This is a genomic window from Clavibacter michiganensis, assembly GCF_002151125.1.
Taxonomy (GTDB): domain Bacteria; phylum Actinomycetota; class Actinomycetes; order Actinomycetales; family Microbacteriaceae; genus Clavibacter; species Clavibacter michiganensis_C.
The window spans coordinates 244553-261974 of record NZ_MDJZ01000005.1 but is presented as its reverse complement, the minus strand read 5'-3'; the positions used below and the strand labels follow the sequence as shown (position 1 = coordinate 261974).

Here is a 17422-nt window from a genome sequence, read left to right as displayed (position 1 = left end):
CGGGTCTCCGGGATCGGACCGGACACGAGTGTAGCCGTCAGCGTGCCCGGAGGACGCCGTGCCCGGCGGCGTCGGACAGCGCCTCGCGCCAGTCGCGGAGCGGCGCGAGGCCCAGGCGGGCCCAGGCCCCGTGCCCGAGCACGGAGTACGCGGGGCGCGGCGCCGGGCGCACGAAGGAGGCGCTGTCGGTCGGCCGCACGCGCTCGGGATCCAGTCCCGCCGCGGCGAAGACGGCCCGGGCGAGGTCGTACCAGGTCGTCTCGCCGGAGGCCGTGCCGTGGAACACGCCCGCGGGCGCGCCCCGGTCGACGAGCTCGACGATGCGCGCCGCGAGGTCGACCGTCCACGTCGGCTGGCCGCGCTGGTCGTCGACCACGGAGACGGTGTCGTGCGACGCGGCGAGGCGCAGCATCGTGGACGGGAAGGACGGGCCGCCGGCGCCGAACAGCCACGCGGTGCGCACGACGCTCGCGCCCGCCGGGTGGCCGTCGAGCACGAGCCGCTCGCCCTCGGCCTTGGTGCGGCCGTAGGCCGAGACGGGCGCGTGGGGCGCGTCCTCCGGGTAGGGGGAGGTGGCGGTTCCGTCGAAGACGTAGTCGGTGGACACGTGCACGATGCGGGCGCCGGCCTCGCCGGCGGCGCGCGCGAGGATCCCGGCACCGGTCGCGTTGATCGCCCGGGCCTCGTCCTCGTGCTCCTCGGCCGCGTCGACCGCGGTGTAGGCGGCGAGGTTCACGACGACGTCGTGCCCGGCGACGGCCCGGCGCACGGCGGCCTCGTCGGTGATGTCGAGCTCGGCGCGCGCGGGCGCCGTCACGTCGTGGGCGGCGAGCGCGGGCAGGAGGTCCTGGCCGAGCATGCCGCGGGCGCCCGTGACGAGGATCCGGCTCACGCGGGCAGCTCGGCGCGCTGCTTCAGCGGCTCCCACCACGCGCGGTTCTCGCGGTACCACTCGACGACGTCGGCGAGGCCCTGCTCGAACGGCACCTGCGGGGCGTAGCCGAGCTCACGCTGGATCTTGGAGATGTCGACCGAGTAGCGGAGGTCGTGGCCCTTGCGGTCCTCGACGCGGTCGACGTACGACCAGTCGCGGCCGGTGGCGTCCAGCAGCAGCTGCGTGAGCTCGCGGTTGGTGAGCTCGGTGCCGCCGCCGATGTTGTAGATCTCGCCGGGCGCGCCCTGCACGAGCACGAGCGCGATGCCGCGGCAGTGGTCGTCGACGTGCAGCCAGTCGCGGATGTTGAGGCCCTCGCCGTAGAGCGGGACGTGCTCGTCGTCGATGAGGTTGGTGACGAAGAGCGGGATGACCTTCTCGGGGAAGTGGTACGGCCCGTAGTTGTTCGAGCAGCGCGTGATGGACACGTTGAGCCCGTGCGTGCGGTGGTACGACCGGGCGAGCAGGTCGCTGCCGGCCTTCGACGCGGAGTAAGGGGAGTTGGGCTCGAGCGGACGCTCCTCGTCCCACGACCCTTCCGCGATGGATCCGTAGACCTCGTCGGTGGAGACGTGCACGAAGCGCTTCAGGTCGTGGCGCAGGGCGGCGTCGAGGAGCTTCTGCGTGCCGAGCACGTTGGTCTCGACGAAGATGCTCGCGTCGCGCACGGAGCGGTCGACGTGGCTCTCGGCGGCGAAGTGCACGACGGCGTCGACCTGGGGGATCCACTCGTCGAGGACGGCGTCGTCGCGGATGTCGCCGTGCACGAACGTGTACCGCGGGGAGTCGCTGACGGGCGCGAGGTTCTCGAGGTTGCCCGAGTAGGTGAGCGCGTCGAGCACGACGACGTCGGCGCCCTCGAGCCCGGCGTAGTGGTCCTGGAGCGCGTGGCGCACGAAGTTGGAGCCGATGAAGCCGGCGCCGCCGGTCACGAGGATCCTCATGGGGGATACGTCCTGTCGTCGGGGGAGCCGGAGGGGTGGGCCGGCGTCGGGGGCCGGCGCGTTCGGGCGCCCGGCGCTCGATCCTATCGAGCGGGCGCCGGTCGACGGGCGGCCGCCGGACCCCACATCAGGGGTGCGCGCAGCGCGGCGGGGGAGGATGGGCGCGTGCCCGCACCCCGCCCCCTCGTCCGCCTGCGCGGCCTGCTCGGCGACCGGCGCGTGCGGTTCCTCCTCGTCGGCGGCTTCAACACCGTGTTCGCCTTCGCGCTGTTCGCCGCGCTCGAGGCCACCGCGGGACGCGCGCTCGACGACGCCGGGCAGCCGATCGCCGGATCCCTCGTGCCGCTCCTCGGCAGCTACGCCGTCGCGATCCTGGCGGCCTTCGCGCTGTACCGCCGCCTGGTCTTCCGCGTGCGCGGCCACGTCCTGCGCGACCTCGGCCGGTTCGTGTCCGTCTACCTCGTCTCCATCACTCTCAACGCCGTCCTCCTCCCGGTGCTGGTGGCGGTCGGCGTCCCGCGGCTGGGGGCGCAGGCGCTGCTCGTCGTGGTGATCACCGTCATCAGCTACGTGGGCCACGGCCGGTTCTCGTTCCGCAGGTCCACCCCCGGAGAGGGGGAGCCGGACGGTGATCCGGTCGACGCGGGCGCCGGAGCCCGGCGCTGACCCGTCGCTAGGCTACGGATCGTGCAGATCCGAGAGCTCGGCGTACCCGACGCCTACGAGCTGACCCCCGTCCAGCGGACCGACGACCGGGGCGTGTTCCTCGAGTGGTACCGGTTCGACGAGATCCAGGAGGCGGTTGGCCACCCGCTCGACCTCCGCCAGGCGAACATGAGCGTCTCGAAGCGGGGTGTCGTACGCGGCATCCACTTCGCCGACGTCCCGCGCGGTCAGGCCAAGCACGTGAAGGCCGTCTCCGGCGCCGTGCTCGACTTCATCGTGGACATCCGCGTCGGTTCCCCGACCTTCGGCCGGTGGGACAGCGTGCGCCTCGACACCGAGACGCACAAGGCCGTCTACATCTCCGAGGGCCTCGGCCACTGCTTCGTCGCGCTGACCGACGACGCGGCCGTCACCTACCTCGTGAGCGACGTGTACAACCCCTCGGCCGAGCACGGCATCGACCCGCTCGACCCCGAGATCGGCCTCGTCTTCCCCGAGGAGGCGGGCGAGCCGCTGCTCTCCCCGAAGGACACCGACGCCCCGACGCTCGCCGAGGCGGCCGCAGCAGGCCTCCTCCCCACCTGGTCGGACATGCGCGCCTTCCATGACTCCCAGAAGGTGAGCTGACCCGTGAAGGGCATCATCCTGGCCGGCGGTTCCGGCACGCGGCTCTGGCCGATCACGAAGGGCATCAGCAAGCAGCTGATGCCGATCTACGACAAGCCGATGATCTACTACCCCCTGTCGACGCTGATGATGGCGGACATCCGCGAGGTGCTCATCATCACGACGCCCGAGTACAACGACCAGTTCCGGGCCCTGCTCGGCGACGGCTCGCACCTCGGCATGCGCATCGAGTACGCGGTGCAGCCCTCGCCCGACGGCCTCGCGCAGGCGTTCGTGATCGGCGAGGAGTTCATCGGCGACGACTCGGTGGCCCTCGTCCTCGGCGACAACATCTTCCACGGCGCCGGCCTCGGCACGAGCCTGCGGAAGAACACCGAGATCGACGGCGCGCTGATCTTCGCGTACCACGTGGCCGATCCCACGGCGTACGGCGTCGTCGAGTTCGACGACGACTTCACCGCCGTCTCCATCGAGGAGAAGCCCGCGCGGCCCAAGAGCGCCTACGCCGTGCCCGGCCTCTACTTCTTCGACAACGACGTGGTCGAGATCGCCAAGGGCATCGAGCCCAGCGAGCGCGGCGAGCTCGAGATCACGGCCGTCAACGACCACTACCTCCAGGCCGGCCGCCTCCGCGTGCAGGTGCTCGACCGCGGCACCGCGTGGCTCGACACCGGCACGTTCGAGAGCATGATGCAGGCCTCCGAGTACGTGAAGGTCATCGAGGACCGCCAGGGCTTCAAGATCGGCTGCATCGAGGAGATCGCGTACCGCGCCGGCTGGATCGACCTCGACGCCCTGCGCGCGCTCGCGGCTCCTCTGATCAAGAGCGGGTACGGCAGCTACCTCGCGGAGCTCGCCGCGTCGGCCGACCGGCAGGGCTGACCGACCGCCCCGGCGCTCCCCGCTACCATCGGGGGAGCCCGGCGCGCCCCGGCCGATCCGAGCCGCCCGGCGGGCGTCGGGGTCCGGTCGGCGCATGCGCGCCCGGACTGACGATCGAGGGGAAGACCGGATGCCGTCCGACGTGAGCCGCAGCGACCGCATCGTCGCCGTGGTCGTGGCCTTCGACCGCCGCGAGCTCGTGCAGGAGACCCTGGCCGCGCTCGCCGCGCAGACCACCGCGCCGCATGCGGTCGTGGTCGTCGACAACGCGTCCTCCGACGGCACGGCCGGCGTCATCCGCGAGCGGTTCCCGCAGGCGGACCTCGTCGTCCTGCCGCGCAACACGGGCGGCGCCGGCGGCTTCACGGTCGGCATCGCCCGGGCCCTCGCCGTCCACGAGGCCGACGCCGTCTGGCTCATGGACGACGACACGGTCCCGGATCCCGGCGCCCTCGCCGCCCTCCTCGCGACCCGCCGCACGGCGCCGGCCGGCACCGTGGTCCTCGCCTCCGCCGTCCGCTGGGTCGACGGCCGCCCGCACCCCATGAACACCCCGCGCGTCCGGCCGGGCGCGTCGCGGTCCTCCGTCCGCCGCGCCGCCGCGCACGGCGCCTACCCGGTCCGCAGCGCCTCGTTCGTCTCGCTCCTCGTCGAGGCCGACGCCGTGCGGCGGCACGGGCTCCCGGTGGCCGACTACTTCCTCTGGAACGACGACTTCGAGTTCAGCACCCGGCTCCTCCGCCGGGGCCGCGGCTTCGTCACCTCGGCGAGCACGGTCGAGCACCGCACGCGCACCTTCGGAGCGGCGGACGTGGATCCCGGCGCCCGCTTCTTCTACGAGGTGCGCAACAAGGCGTGGCTGATGCGCCTGTCGCCCTCGCTCACGCTCCCCGAGCGCGTGCTCTACACGGCGGCAGCGCTCCGGTCGTGGACCCGCACGATCGCCCGGTCCCGCGACCGGCAGCTGCTGGCCTCGGGCCTGGTCCGCGGCCTGCGCGCCGGGCTCCTCACGCGGCCGCGGCCGAACGTCGAGGTCCTCGCGGGCCTCGGCGCCGCGAGCGACGACGTGGCGCGCGTCGACGCGGACACGGGGGCGCGCGCGTGACGGAGCCCTTCTCCCTGCTCCTCCCCGTGTACTCGGGCGACAAGCCGGACTACTTCGTGCGCGCCTTCCGCAGCTCCGTCGACCAGCAGACGCTGCGCCCGGACCAGGTCGTCGTCGTGCAGGACGGGCCGATCTCCGCGGCGCTCGCCCGCGCCGTGGACGAGGCCGTCGCGTCGTCGCCCGTGAAGGCCTCCGTCGTCCGGCTCGCCCGCAACGTGGGACTCGCCCACGCGCTGGAGCGCGGCCTCGACGCCTGCGACCACGACGTGGTCGCGCGCATGGACGCCGACGACATCTCCCTCCCCGAGCGCTTCGCGCGCCAGCTCGAGCTGATGGGCACCGGGCTCGACCTCGTGGGCACCGGGATGTACGAGTTCGCCGACGAGGTCGGCACCATCGTCGGGACCCGCACGCCGCCCACGGGCGCCGCGCGCATCGGCGGCTACGCCCGCTTCCACGACCCCTTCAACCACCCGACGGTCGTGTACCGCCGCTCCGCCGTGCGCGCCGCGGGCGGCTACATCGACATCGGCCTGATGGAGGACTACTACCTCTTCGCGCGCATGGTGCAGGCCGGCGCGCGCGTGGAGAACATCCCGGAGCCCCTCGTGATGTACCGCGTGAGCGACGGCGCCTACGCGCGACGCGGCGGCCTCTCCCAGCTGCGGGCGGAGCTCCGGCTGCAGCGCGAGTTCCGGCGCCGGCGCTTCACGACCCCGTACCAGGCGGTCCGCAACGTCGCGATCCGCGGCGGCTACCGCCTCGTGCCCGAGCGCCTGCGCCGCTGGGCGTACGGTCGCGTCTTCGCCGGGGGCTCCGGCGCGGGTCGCAGCACCCCCTGATCCGGGAGGGTACCCTTGAGCCGTCGCGCCGCGACGACCCCCCAAGACACGAAAAGGACCCGTTCTCCATGGCCCATGACCTCGTAGTAGTCGGATCCGGATTCTTCGGCCTCACGATCGCGGAGCGGGTGGCGGAGGAGCTCGGCCTCCGGGTGCTGGTCATCGACCGCCGCGACCACATCGGCGGCAACGCCTACAGCGAGGCCGACCCGGAGACGGGCATCGAGGTCCACCGCTACGGAGCGCACCTCTTCCACACCTCCAACGAGCGCGTGTGGGAGTACGTCAACCGCTTCACGGAGTTCACGCCCTACGTGCACAAGGTGTACACGAACCACCGCGGCGAGGTCTTCCCGCTGCCCATCAACCTGGGCACCATCAACCAGTTCTTCCGCGCGGCGCACGGGCCCGAGGACGCGCGGCGCCTCATCCAGGAGCAGGCGTCGGAGCTCGAGGCCGGCGACGCGCGCAACCTCGAGGAGAAGGGCATCAGCCTCATCGGCCGCCCGCTGTACGAGGCGTTCATCCGCGACTACACGGCGAAGCAGTGGCAGACGGATCCCACGGAGCTCCCCGCCGAGGTCATCTCCCGGCTGCCCGTCCGCTACGACTACGACAACCGCTACTTCAACGACAAGTACGAGGGCCTGCCCGTCGGCGGGTACACCGCGTGGATCGAGCGCATGGCCGACCACCCGAACATCGAGGTCCGCCTCGGCACCGACTTCTTCGACGACGCGCAGGAGGTCACGAAGGCGTCGACCGTCGGCCGCGTCCCCGTCGTCTACACCGGCGCGATCGACCGCTACTTCGACTACTCCGAGGGCGCCCTCTCGTGGCGCACCCTCGACTTCGAGCGCGAGGTGCTGCCCGTGAAGGACCACCAGGGCACCCCGGTGATGAACTACGCCGACGCCGACGTGCCCTACACGCGCATCCACGAGTTCCGCCACTTCCACCCGGAGCGCGACTACCCGGAGGACAAGACGGTGATCATGCGCGAGTACTCGCGCTTCGCCGAGCGCGAGGACGAGCCCTACTACCCCGTCAACACGCCCGACGACCGCCAGGGCCTCCTGCGCTACCGCGAGCTCGCGGCGGCCGAGCAGGGCGTCTTCTTCGGCGGACGCCTCGGCACCTACCAGTACCTCGACATGCACATGGCCATCGGGTCGGCGCTCACGATGTACGAGAACGTCCTCAAGCCGGTGCTCGCGCCGGCCGCGACGGAAGGATCCTGATCATGGCCGACGCGCTCATCGAGGCCACGGGCCGCGACGAGGCGCTGCTGCTGCAGCGCGTCATCTTCCCCACGGACCACGACCCGGACACCGTCCCGCTCTACGTGGACGCCGACTACTGGACGAGCATCCCCGTCGTCGACCGTCGCAAGCACGGCACGAACATGCAGGTCATCGACGCCGACCACGACCGCGCCGTCGTGCGCCTGTCCGACGTCGGGATCCTGAGCGCCATGGAGGGCGACGGCGGCTTCCGGGTCCCTCACCGCCGCAAGGTCTCGTTCGGCACCTACTTCAACGCGTTCCCCGCCGCCTACTGGCGGGCGAACACCTCGCTCGCCGCGGTGGTCCTCGAGGTCATGACCGAGGGCCAGGGCCAGGTCATCGTCTACCGGTCCAACGCGCGCGGCGTCATCCAGAAGGTCGAGGGCCGCGTCCTCGACGGCGCCACCACGAGCACGTTCGAGCTGCCCTTCACGAACTTCGCCGACGGCGGCTGGTACTGGTTCGACCTCGTGGGCGAGGAGGCCGACCTCTCTCTCGTGCAGGCGGCGTGGTTCGCCCCCGAGGGCACCCGCACGCGCACCGGCTCCACCGGATCCGTGAGCCTCGCGGTCACGACGCTCAACCGCGCCGAGTACTGCGTGAAGCTCCTCACCGACATCGGCGCCAACGCCGAGGTCACGCGGCTCATCGACAACGTCTTCGTGACCGACCAGGGCACGCAGAAGATCGTCGACCAGCCCGAGTTCCCACGCGCCGAGGAGCTCCTCGGCGGCCGCCTGCGCGTCATCGACCAGGCCAACCTCGGCGGGTCCGGCGGCTTCTCGCGCGGCATGTACGAGACGCTGCAGGCCGGCGAGTCCGACTACGTGCTCGTGCTCGACGACGACATCACGATCGAGCCGGAGAGCATCCGCCGCGCGCTCAAGTTCGCCGACTTCGCGGTCAAGCCGACCATCGTGGGCGGCCACATGTTCGACATGTACGACAAGGGCAAGCTGCACGCGTACGCCGAGGGCTTCGACATGTGGAACTTCATGTGGGGCCCGGTCACGCCGACGCGCCACGACTTCCCGTCGTCGAACCTGCGCCAGACCCGGTGGATGCACCGCCGCGTCGACGCCGCGTACAACGGCTGGTGGATGTGCCTCATCCCCGTCGAGACGATCCGCGAGATCGGCCTGTCGCTGCCCGTGTTCATCAAGTGGGACGACGCCGAGTACGCGCTCCGCGCCCGCGAGCACGGCGTCCCGACGGTGACCCTGCCCGGTGCCGCCGTCTGGCACGTCTCCTGGGTGGACAAGGACGACTCGCAGGACTGGCAGGCGTTCTTCCACGCCCGCAACCGGCTCATCGTCGCCCTGCTGCACTCGCCGTTCCCGCGGGGCGGCCGCCTGCTGACCGCCAACCTCGCCACCGACGTGCGGCACCTGATCTCCATGCAGTACTTCGCGCTGGCCGCCCGCCACGAGGCGTACCGCAACATCCTCAAGGGCCCGCGCGGCCTGCACCAGGACATGGTGACGCGCCTCGCCCGCACCCGGGAGCTCGCCAAGGGGTTCACCGACGGCGTCGCGATCAAGGACCGCGACGACCTCCCGGCAGTCGAGGGCACGCTCGCCTCGCGTCGCCGACCGCGGCAGTACCGTGCGCCGAACGCCCTGACCCGGCCGATCTGGCTCGCCCGCGTCGTCCTCCGCCACGCCTTCACGCCCGTGAAGCCGACCGCGCAGGAGGCGCCCGAGGCGCACCTGGCGTTCGCCGACGCCCGGTGGTGGGTGGTGCCGAACTACGACAGCGTGCTCGTCTCCAACGCGGAAGGGTCGGCGGCGCTGCTGCACCGGAGGGACCCGGCGACCTTCCGCCGGATGCTCGTCACGAGCATCGTCCTGCGGGCCAGGATCATCGCGCGCTGGCCGCAGCTGCGCGCCGCCTACCGGGCCGCGCTGCCGCGCATCACGAGCGAGCGGGAGTGGGCGAAGAGCTTCGGCGTGACGCCGCCGCGCGACGGACGCTGATCCCCGACCACGGCCCGGCGCCCAGGCGCCGGGCCGTGCCGCGTCCCCGGGGCGCGATCCCCGCGGTCGTCCCGCGGATCCCCGCGGTGGGCCGCGACGCGACCAGCGGTTAGCATGTCCCAGCGAGGCGCGCGACAGCGCCTCCGGGAGCGGGGGCGTCAAGTGCGACGGATGAGGGGATCCGCGCGTCGGGTGGTGGCGGTCATCGCCGCCGTCGCGACAGCGTGCGGCATCATGATGGCGGGTGCCGTGGGCACGCGGGACGCGGCCGAGGCGGCCGACATGTCCGGCTTCCGCGCCGGCGCGATCATCTCGGACGCCGTGTTCTTCGACGAGGGCACGATGAGCGCTCCGCAGGTGCAGACCTTCCTCGCGCAGCGCAACCCGTCGTGCCGCTCCGGCTACACGTGCCTCAAGGACTACCGGCAGGACACGTTCTCCCGCGGCGCGGATCCCATGTGCGGTCCGTACCAGGGGGCGCGCAACGAGAGCGCCGCCGACATCATCGCCAAGGTGGGGCGCGCGTGCGGCATCAACCCGCAGGTCCTCATCGTCCTGCTCCAGAAGGAGCAGGGCCTCGTCCTGTCGACCGCGCCGTCGGCGCGGGCCTACCGCTCGGCCACCGGCTACGGCTGCCCCGACACGGCCGCGTGCGACGAGCAGTTCTACGGCTTCTACAACCAGGTCTACAAGGCGGCGTGGGCCTTCCAGCGCTACTCCAACCCCGCGGGGACGGGTCCCGGGACGCCGTGGGGCACGCGCTACACGCGCTACGCCAAGGGCACGACGGTGCAGGTGCTGTACCACCCCAACGCGGCGTGCGGCAGCAGCGCCGTCTACATCTCGAACCAGGCCACGTCGAGCCTGTACTACTACACGCCGTACCAGCCGGACCGCGCGGCGCTCGCCACCTCCTACGGGTCCGGGGGCAGCTGCTCCGCGTACGGCAACCGCAACTTCTACGCGTACTTCTCCGACTGGTTCGGCTCGGGCTCCTTCGACGTGAGCGGCTGGATCGGCGACAAGTACCGCGCCGTCGGCGGCGCGTCCGGGATCCTCGGCGCGGCGACCGGTCCGGAGCGGGCCGTGCCCGGCGGTGCGGCGCAGGACTTCCGGAACGGCAGCATCGTGTCGTCGTCCGCGGGCGCGTTCGTCGTCCGGGGCTGGATCCGCGACGCGTGGATCCGCGGCGGGTCGTCGGGCGGTCCGCTCGGATCCCCGCTCGCCGACGAGCAGTCCATCTCCGGGGGAGCCGTCCAGCGGTTCTCCGGAGGATCCGTCTACTCCTCGGCCGCGGGCGCCTACGGCGTGCGCGGGTGGATCGGCGACCGCTTCACCGCGGCGGGCGGCTCCGGGGGCACCCTCCGGTTCCCGACCTCGGACGAGGTGGCCGTGCGCGGCGGCGCCCGTCAGTCCTTCGCGGGCGGGGACGTCGTGTCGTCGTCGGCCGGCGCCTTCATGGTGCGCGGCTGGATCGGCGACCGCTACCGTGCGCTCGGCCGCGACGGCGGTGTCCTCGGCTTCCCCCGGGCGGACGAGAAGCAGGTCGCGGGCGGCGCGTACCAGGACTTCACCGGCGGGCTGGTGTCGGCCACCTCGAGCGGCACGAGCACGGTGCGCGGCTGGATCGCCGACGCCTACCGCGCACGCGGCGCCGCCGCCGGCGCGTTCGGGCTGTCCACCGCGGATGAGCGGCCCACCTCGCAGGGAGCGCAGCAGCAGTTCCAGGGCGGGCGGTTCTACTCGTCCTCGCGCGGCGCGTTCGGCGTGCGCGGCTGGATCGGCGACCGCTACGTCGCGGCGGGCGAGCAGTCCGGCGTGCTCGGATCGCCGACCGGCATCGAGACCCCGGTGCCGAACGGCGCGGCGCAGCGCTTCGCGGGCGGCGGCATCTACTCGTCGGCGCGCGGCGCCTTCGTGGTCCGCGGCTGGATCGGCGACAGGTACGTGGCGCTCGGCGCATCCGCCAGCCGCCTGGGCCTGCCGATCGGCGAGGAGCGTGCCTCCGGCGGCGACGTCGTGCAGGAGTTCACCGGCGGTCGCATCGTGGTCGGATCCCAGGGCGTGCAGGTCGTGTACGGCTAGAGCCGGCAGCGAGACGAGGACCGTGCGCCGGATCGGCGCACGGTCCTCGTCGTCGGGGGCACCGTCGCGGGCGGGGGACCCGGGCCTGGGGCTCGGACCCCCAGACGACCCGTCTCGCGCGGACTCGAACGACTCGCGCCGGCTCGGCCCGGCTCGCACCGGCACCGCCGAGTCGGGAGGCGGGAGGCGGAAGGCGGGACCCGACCCGCCCCACGAAGCCGCGACGCGGGACCCGCGCCGTGGAGCCGGGCCGGGAGGCGCTCAGGGCGGATCGGCCGCACCGTGCCCGGGCCGCCGCCCCACGATCACTCGGACTGGCCGGGATCCCGGTCGTACTCGACGATCTGCGAGACCTGGTCGAACGGCGTCCGCCAGCCCCAGGTGGAGACGCGCTCGACCGTGAGGTCGTAGGCGTCCGCCGCATAGGGGTAGTCGAACAGCTGCACGCGGCCCCACGAGCTGCCGGCGCCCTCCATGTCCGAGGCCAGCGTGACCACGGTGGAGGAGCGCTCGACGCCGGCGAGGGATCCGCCGCGTCGCTGCACCCAGATGTTGTCCGGTCCGCCGTCGCCGAAGGTCGTGGCCAGGACGGGGCGCTCGATGATGCCGTGCGCGATGGACACGGGCCGCTGGCAGGGGAACCAGAAGGAGGAGGTCCACGTCACGGCGGTCGGCGCGTCGGGCGCGGCGAGGTCGTTGAACGACACCGGGTCGACGAGCACGGGCGCGGTGAAGCCGAACCAGCCGTCCGCGCCGGTGGTGCCGTCCTCGGCCTGCAGGCGGATCTCGTCGCCCGGCGCGAGACGGGACGGGTCGATCGCGATGGTGCGCCAGCCGGGCCGGTCGACCGTGTCCTCGACGGGCACGCCGCCGAGGTCGATGACGCGGTCGTCGGCGTCCCGGATCTGGAGGCGCAGCCGGTCGGAGTCGCCCGCGGCCAGCTCGCCGCCGACGAGGACCGCGATGCGCTGGCGGTCGTCCGTCTCGGGGACCCGGTACCACGGCGTGGTCATGCTGCCCACCGTGTCGCCCCCGTCGGCGTAGCTGCCCCAGAGGGCGATGCCGTCGGCCAGGGCGGGCGGCGGGTCGGACTCGGGCCAGCCGCCGTCGAGCGCGAAGGACGCGGGATCGGCGGCGTCGGCCTCGGTGCCCTCGTCGATCGCGAGGGGGCGGCCGGCGCTCGCGTCCCAGGTGGTGATGGCCGCGCCCGTGAGGCACTGCGACCCGGACGGATCCTCGAGGTTCGCGGCGCCGACCGAGTAGCCGTCGAGGCCACGTGCGGCGGCGAGGGAGAAGGTGCCCACGAGGTAGCCGCCCGTGACGAGCGCGAACACGGTCGCGAGCGCCGTGACGGACCAGAGGCTCCGCGGCTCCGACCAGGTGCGGCCTGCGCGGCGCTGGACGACGACGGCGACGGCGACGACCGCGAACGCGAGGAGGACCCAGATGGGCAGCGCGCCGAAGTGGATGGGCCCGAAGCCGGGCTCGCGCCCGTCGCCGAACATGCCCTGGCCCCAGGCGTACGCCCACGCGTTTGGCCCGTGCAGGGAGAAGACGATGACGGGGATGAGGCTCGCCACCGCGAGCGGCGTCAGCCACCACGGCGCACGGCGGCCGTGCAGCAGGCCGGCGACGATCCCGGGGGCGAGGACGAGGATCAGCGTGACGAACAGCGGACCGACGGAGGAGATGGCGCCGAAGTGGTGGGTCCACTTGCTCGGGGTGATCCACAGGAGCACGAACGAGAGCGCGAGGCCCCAGCCGGCGAGCTCGAGGGGGGCCGGGATGAGCCGGGCCGCGCGCGGCGACATGCGGGAGGCGGCGTAGGTGGCGACCCACCAGATCAGGAGCACGAGGGCGAGGAGGACGACGGAACGCTTCGCGTACGACCCCATCGGGATGTCGTTCATGAGGAGGGCGTACCGCGACCACTCGTTGAGCCAGGTGAGCGGGGTCTCGACCGCGGCGAAGCGCTTCGGCCCCGTGAGCGCGTCGGACAGGGTCGCGTCGGCGAAGGCGGCGAACAGGGCCACGGATCCGACGGAGAGGACGGCGAGGGTGCGGGCGGTGGCGGCCAGGCGGGAGCCGCCCTGGTACGCGAGCCGCCAGAACCCGGGGATGCCGAGGAGCAGCGGCGCGAACGCGACGATGCCCGTGGGGTGCGCGGCGAACGCGAGGCCGGCGACGAGGGCGGCGATGGCGGCGGGAAGCAGCGTGCCGCGGTCGCGGGAGCGCAGGACGAGCGCGACGACGACGACGCCGGCGAGCGATCCCAGGATCTCGGGTCGGCTGCCGATCGTGTACGAGAGCCACCAGATGAGGAACGTGGCGGCGAGGAGGCCGCGGGCCCAGAGGCGGGCGCGGCGCGAGAGGCGGACGGCGGCCCGCTCGAGCAGGTGGCGCGTGACGAACCAGGCGGCCACGCCCGCGACGAGCGCGGGCACGCGCAGCCACACGGGCGAGCGCCCGCCGAGCTCCTGCCAGGCGCCGAGCAGCTGCCAGAACCAGGTGAAGGGCGTGAACGACTGGTTGAACATCTGGTAGTAGTTGCCGACGAACCCGGCGACGCCGTCGTTGAGCGACATGGCGGCGTAGTAGCCGTCGTCGTCGGTCATCGGACCGATGAATATCCAGAGGGTGAGCACCGCGACCACCACCGCGTCGACCGGGCGCAGGGCGCGAAGGACCCGGGAGGCCCGGCCGCGGCGCGGGGTCGCGGCGTCGGAGGCGGCGCGGGCGTCGACGGGGGCCGCGGCGCCCGCGGCGGCAGCCGTGTCGTCCGGGTCGGCCACGGTGGCGGCCGCGCGGTCCCGGCGGCGGCGGCGGTCGTCGCGGGCGAGGAGCACGAGGGCGGCGATGAGGCTCACCCACATGAGCACCATGACGGCGATCTTGATCCCGCTGGGCGTGCTGTCGAAGTCGTCGACCACGTGGACGCCGACGGCGAGGTCGGAGGGGGCCGCCACCGAGGTCACGCTGCTGACGAGCGCGTCGATCTGCGGGGGGAGGGTGCCGGGCAGGTCGACGACGCGGGATCCGTCGGCGTCGAGCGTGAGCCCGTGGACGTCCGAGTGCAGGGAGTAGGAGACGTCGTCGCCCGGGGAGACGGGGAGGCGCTCGGTCGTGCCGTCCACCTGGAGCGTGAGCGCCGTGCCGCTGGCGGTGAGCACGAGGCCGTCGGTCGCGGCCTCGGGCTCGGCCGGGTCGATGGTGGCCAGCAGGACGCCGTCGTCCGTCGCAGCGGCCGCGTCGACGGCCCGGGACGTGAAGGAGGCGTCGAGCGCGTGCGGCGTCTGGTTGGTCAGCAGGAGCGAGGTGGAGCGGATGTCGGACGCGTCCTGGGGCCACGCGACGCGGACGTCCGCGGTGTCGACGGGGGCCAGCGCGAGGAGGCCGCCGGAGACGACGGCCACCGCACCGAGCAGGCCGGCCAGCATCGCGGACCGGGGCCGGCGGGTCGCGCTCCGGGGGGTCGCGGGGGAGTCGGACGCGGGCGCAGGGGAGGAGGACGGCACAGTGACCCGAGGGTACAGGATCGGGTGCGCCGGATCCCGGACGGTAGCCTGATGCGATGACCGCCCTCCCCAGCGCCTCCCGAAGGGCGCTGCTGGTCATGGGAGCGACGGTCGTCACCGGCCTCGTCACCTACGTCTTCCTCGGCATCGTCTCCCGCGGGGTCGCCGCCCTCGCGCCGGACGCCGCGACGGGCGACGCCGCGTTCGACCTGTTCTCCGTCTTCTGGTCCGTCGCCCTGGTCGTCGGCTTCGGCCTCTTCCTGCCGGTCGAGCAGGAGCTCGCCCGCCTGGGCGCGCACGGACGCGACGTCCGGGCGGCCGTGCGGTCCGCCCTCGCGCTCTCCTCGGTCGTCGCGCTCGCCGGCGTCGTCGCGGTCGCGGCTGCCTCGCCCCTCCTGCTCGGCGCGGGGATGCCGCCCGGCCTGGTGGTCGCGTACGCGCTCGTCGCGCCGGTCTCCGCGCTGCAGTTCACGGCCCGCGGCGCCATGGTGGCGCGCGGCGACGTGCCCGCCTACTCCCGCGTGCTGCTCGCGGACTCCGGCCTGCGCGTCGTCCTGGCCCTCGGCGTCCTCCTGCTCCTCACCCTGACCGACCTGCCCGACGCGGTCTCCTGGTTCGCCGCGGCGCTGCTCGCGGCCATCGGGCTCGCGCACGTGCCGGTGCTGCTGCGCCTCCGCTCGCGCGGCGGGGATGCCGTCCCCGCCGCCGCGCGTCCGGGCGACGCCGTGGATCCCGCCCTCGTCGCGGTCGAGGGCGCCGTCGTCGACGAGGCCGACGAGGGTCCGGGCGCGGGCATCCGCCGGGCGTACCTCGCCCTCCTCGGCGCCGGCATCTGCGCGCAGCTGCTGCTGAACGCGGGTCCCGTCGTCATCGCGGCGCTCGACCGCACGGTCGGCACGGCCGGCGCGTTCCAGGCCACCTTCAGCGTCGCCCGCGTCCCGCTGTTCATGCTCGTGCCGCTGCAGGGGCTCATCGTCCCGCCGCTCGTCGCCTACGTCCGCCGCGGGGAGACCGCGGCCCTCATCCGCCGGATGTCGCTCCTCGCGGCGGCCATCGCCGGCGTCGGCGTGGTCGCGGGCGTCGTCGCGGCGCTCGCGGGGCCGTGGGTCATCACGCTGGTGTTCGGCACCGGCCGGTCGCTGCCGGCGCTCGACGTGGGGATCCTCGTGCTCGGGGTCTTCGCCCACGTCGGCCTGGTCATCGGGACGCAGGCCCTCATCGCCACCGACCGCCACCGCGACTCGTCGCTCGCCTGGGTCATCGCCCTGGCGGCCGCCGCCGCGGCGACCGCGCTGCTCCAGGGCCCGCTCGGCTGGGCCACGGCCATCGCGGCGGGCTTCGGCGCGGGATCGCTCATCGGCTGGATCACGGCGCTGCTGCGGCTGCGCGCCGTGGGGACCCGGCAGGCCCGCCTCGCGCGGGCGCACACGAACAAGGAGACCCCATGACCGACGTCGTCATCGCCCTCACCTACTACGCGCCCTACGTCAGCGGGCTCACCAACGTGGCCCGCGACGTCGCGGAGGGCCTCGTCGAGCGCGGCCACCGCGTCACGGTGGTCACCACGCGGCACGACGCCGCCCTCCCCGTCGAGGAGACGATCGCCGGCGTCCGCGTGGTGCGCACGCCCGTGGCGCTCCAGCTCGGCAAGGGCGTCATCAGCCCGGCGTTCATCCCCACCGTGCTCCGCGAGGCGCGGCACGCCGACGTCGTGAACATCCACGCGCCCATGGTCGAGGCCGGGCCGCTGGCGTGGCGCGCGGCGCGGATCACGCGGGTCGTCACCACCTACCACTGCGACGTCGACCTGCCGAGCGGGCTGGTGAACGCGGTCCAGCGCACGGTCATGGACCGCTCGAGCGTGCTCGCGGCCCGCAGCTCCACGCGCGTGGTCGTCACGAGCGACGACTACGCCGACCACTCCCGCATCGCCTCCGCCCTCGTGCGGGGCCGCGCCGTCATCGCGCCCGGCTGCCACGACCGCAGCGGCGGGCGGCCGGCCTTCCGGGAGACCGACGGCCTGCACGTCGGCTTCCTCGGCCGCATCGTGGAGGAGAAGGGCATCGAGTACCTCGTCGAGGGATTCTCGGCCCTCGACCGTCCGGACGCGCGCCTGATCATCGGCGGCGACTTCTCGAAGGTCGCCGGCGGCTCGGTCATCGACCGGGTCAAGGAGCGCATCGCGGGCGACGACCGGATCCGCCTGCTCGGCTTCGTCGCGGACGAGGACGTCCCCGACCTGTACGCCTCCGTGGACGCCTTCGCGCTCACCTCGGTCAACGCCTTCGAGGCCTTCGGCATCGTGCAGGTCGAGGCCATGATCGCGGGGGTCCCCGCCATCGCGTCGGACCTCCCGGGCGTCCGCCAGCCCGTGCGGACGACCGGGTTCGGGGTGGTCGTGCCCCCGCGCGACTCCGCCGCGATCACCCGCGCGCTCGAGGACATCGCCGACCGCACCGACGACGTCCCCGCGATGGCCGCGCGGGCGGAGGAGCTGTACGGGGTCGAGGCGGCGACGCGCGCCTACGAGGAGCTGTTCGCCTCGCTCGCGCGCTGACCG

Annotated in this window: 13 protein-coding genes; 10 read left to right on the top strand and 3 right to left on the bottom strand. The window is 73.4% G+C overall.

Annotated features, from left to right (window positions below):
- Positions 1 to 37: 37 nt before the first annotated feature.
- Positions 38 to 892, bottom strand: coding sequence for a dTDP-4-dehydrorhamnose reductase (rfbD, locus tag BFL37_RS03805; protein ID WP_086513829.1), 855 nt, complete (start codon positions 890 to 892; stop codon positions 38 to 40).
- Complete coding sequence (gene rfbB / locus BFL37_RS03800) at positions 889 to 1878, bottom strand: dTDP-glucose 4,6-dehydratase (RefSeq protein WP_086513828.1); 990 nt, start codon at positions 1876 to 1878, stop codon at positions 889 to 891. Before rfbB ends, rfbD begins: the two co-directional genes overlap by 4 nt.
- Before the next feature lie 165 nt (positions 1879 to 2043).
- On the opposite strand from rfbB, the gene BFL37_RS03795 reads away from it, so the two are divergent.
- From BFL37_RS03795 to BFL37_RS03760, 8 genes are all read left to right on the top strand, one after another.
- Complete coding sequence (locus tag BFL37_RS03795; protein ID WP_086513827.1) at positions 2044 to 2544, top strand: GtrA family protein; 501 nt, start codon at positions 2044 to 2046, stop codon at positions 2542 to 2544.
- A 21-nt stretch (positions 2545 to 2565) separates the two neighbouring features.
- A complete protein-coding gene (locus tag BFL37_RS03790; protein ID WP_086513826.1) occupies positions 2566 to 3171 on the top strand; it encodes a dTDP-4-dehydrorhamnose 3,5-epimerase family protein in 606 nt (201 codons plus the stop codon).
- A 3-nt stretch (positions 3172 to 3174) separates the two neighbouring features.
- Positions 3175 to 4053, top strand: coding sequence for a glucose-1-phosphate thymidylyltransferase RfbA (gene rfbA / locus BFL37_RS03785; protein WP_086513825.1), 879 nt, complete (start codon positions 3175 to 3177; stop codon positions 4051 to 4053).
- Positions 4054 to 4183: 130 nt separating this feature from the next.
- Positions 4184 to 5158 (top strand): glycosyltransferase, encoded by a 975-nt coding sequence (locus BFL37_RS03780; protein WP_086513824.1) that lies wholly within the window; start codon positions 4184 to 4186, stop codon positions 5156 to 5158.
- The gene (locus BFL37_RS03775; protein WP_086513823.1) at positions 5155 to 6000 is read left to right on the top strand and encodes a glycosyltransferase; all 846 of its coding nucleotides are present in this window, start codon (positions 5155 to 5157) and stop codon (positions 5998 to 6000) included. Before BFL37_RS03780 ends, BFL37_RS03775 begins: the two co-directional genes overlap by 4 nt.
- A gap of 68 nt (positions 6001 to 6068) precedes the next feature.
- Positions 6069 to 7241 carry a UDP-galactopyranose mutase gene (gene glf, locus BFL37_RS03770; RefSeq protein ID WP_086513822.1) on the top strand — a complete coding sequence of 391 codons (1173 nt, stop codon included), beginning with the start codon at positions 6069 to 6071 and terminating at the stop codon, positions 7239 to 7241.
- A gap of 2 nt (positions 7242 to 7243) precedes the next feature.
- Positions 7244 to 9262, top strand: coding sequence for a glycosyltransferase (locus BFL37_RS03765; protein WP_086513821.1), 2019 nt, complete (start codon positions 7244 to 7246; stop codon positions 9260 to 9262).
- 171 nt (positions 9263 to 9433) lie between these two features.
- Entirely contained in the window at positions 9434 to 11347 is a 1914-nt protein-coding gene (locus BFL37_RS03760) for an LGFP repeat-containing protein (RefSeq protein ID WP_172403732.1), read from the top strand.
- A gap of 305 nt (positions 11348 to 11652) precedes the next feature.
- Here the strand turns inward: BFL37_RS03760 and BFL37_RS03755 are convergent, their stop codons facing one another.
- Positions 11653 to 14760, bottom strand: a complete 3108-nt coding sequence (locus BFL37_RS03755; protein WP_172403731.1) for an arabinosyltransferase domain-containing protein — start codon at positions 14758 to 14760, stop codon at positions 11653 to 11655.
- Between the two features lie 158 nt (positions 14761 to 14918).
- On the opposite strand from BFL37_RS03755, the gene BFL37_RS03750 reads away from it, so the two are divergent.
- The gene (locus BFL37_RS03750) at positions 14919 to 16310 is read left to right on the top strand and encodes a hypothetical protein (protein ID WP_086513818.1); all 1392 of its coding nucleotides are present in this window, start codon (positions 14919 to 14921) and stop codon (positions 16308 to 16310) included.
- Positions 16307 to 17419, top strand: a complete 1113-nt coding sequence (locus BFL37_RS03745) for a glycosyltransferase family 4 protein (protein ID WP_086513817.1) — start codon at positions 16307 to 16309, stop codon at positions 17417 to 17419. The genes BFL37_RS03750 and BFL37_RS03745 overlap by 4 nt, the downstream gene beginning before the upstream one ends.
- Positions 17420 to 17422 lie beyond the last annotated feature (3 nt).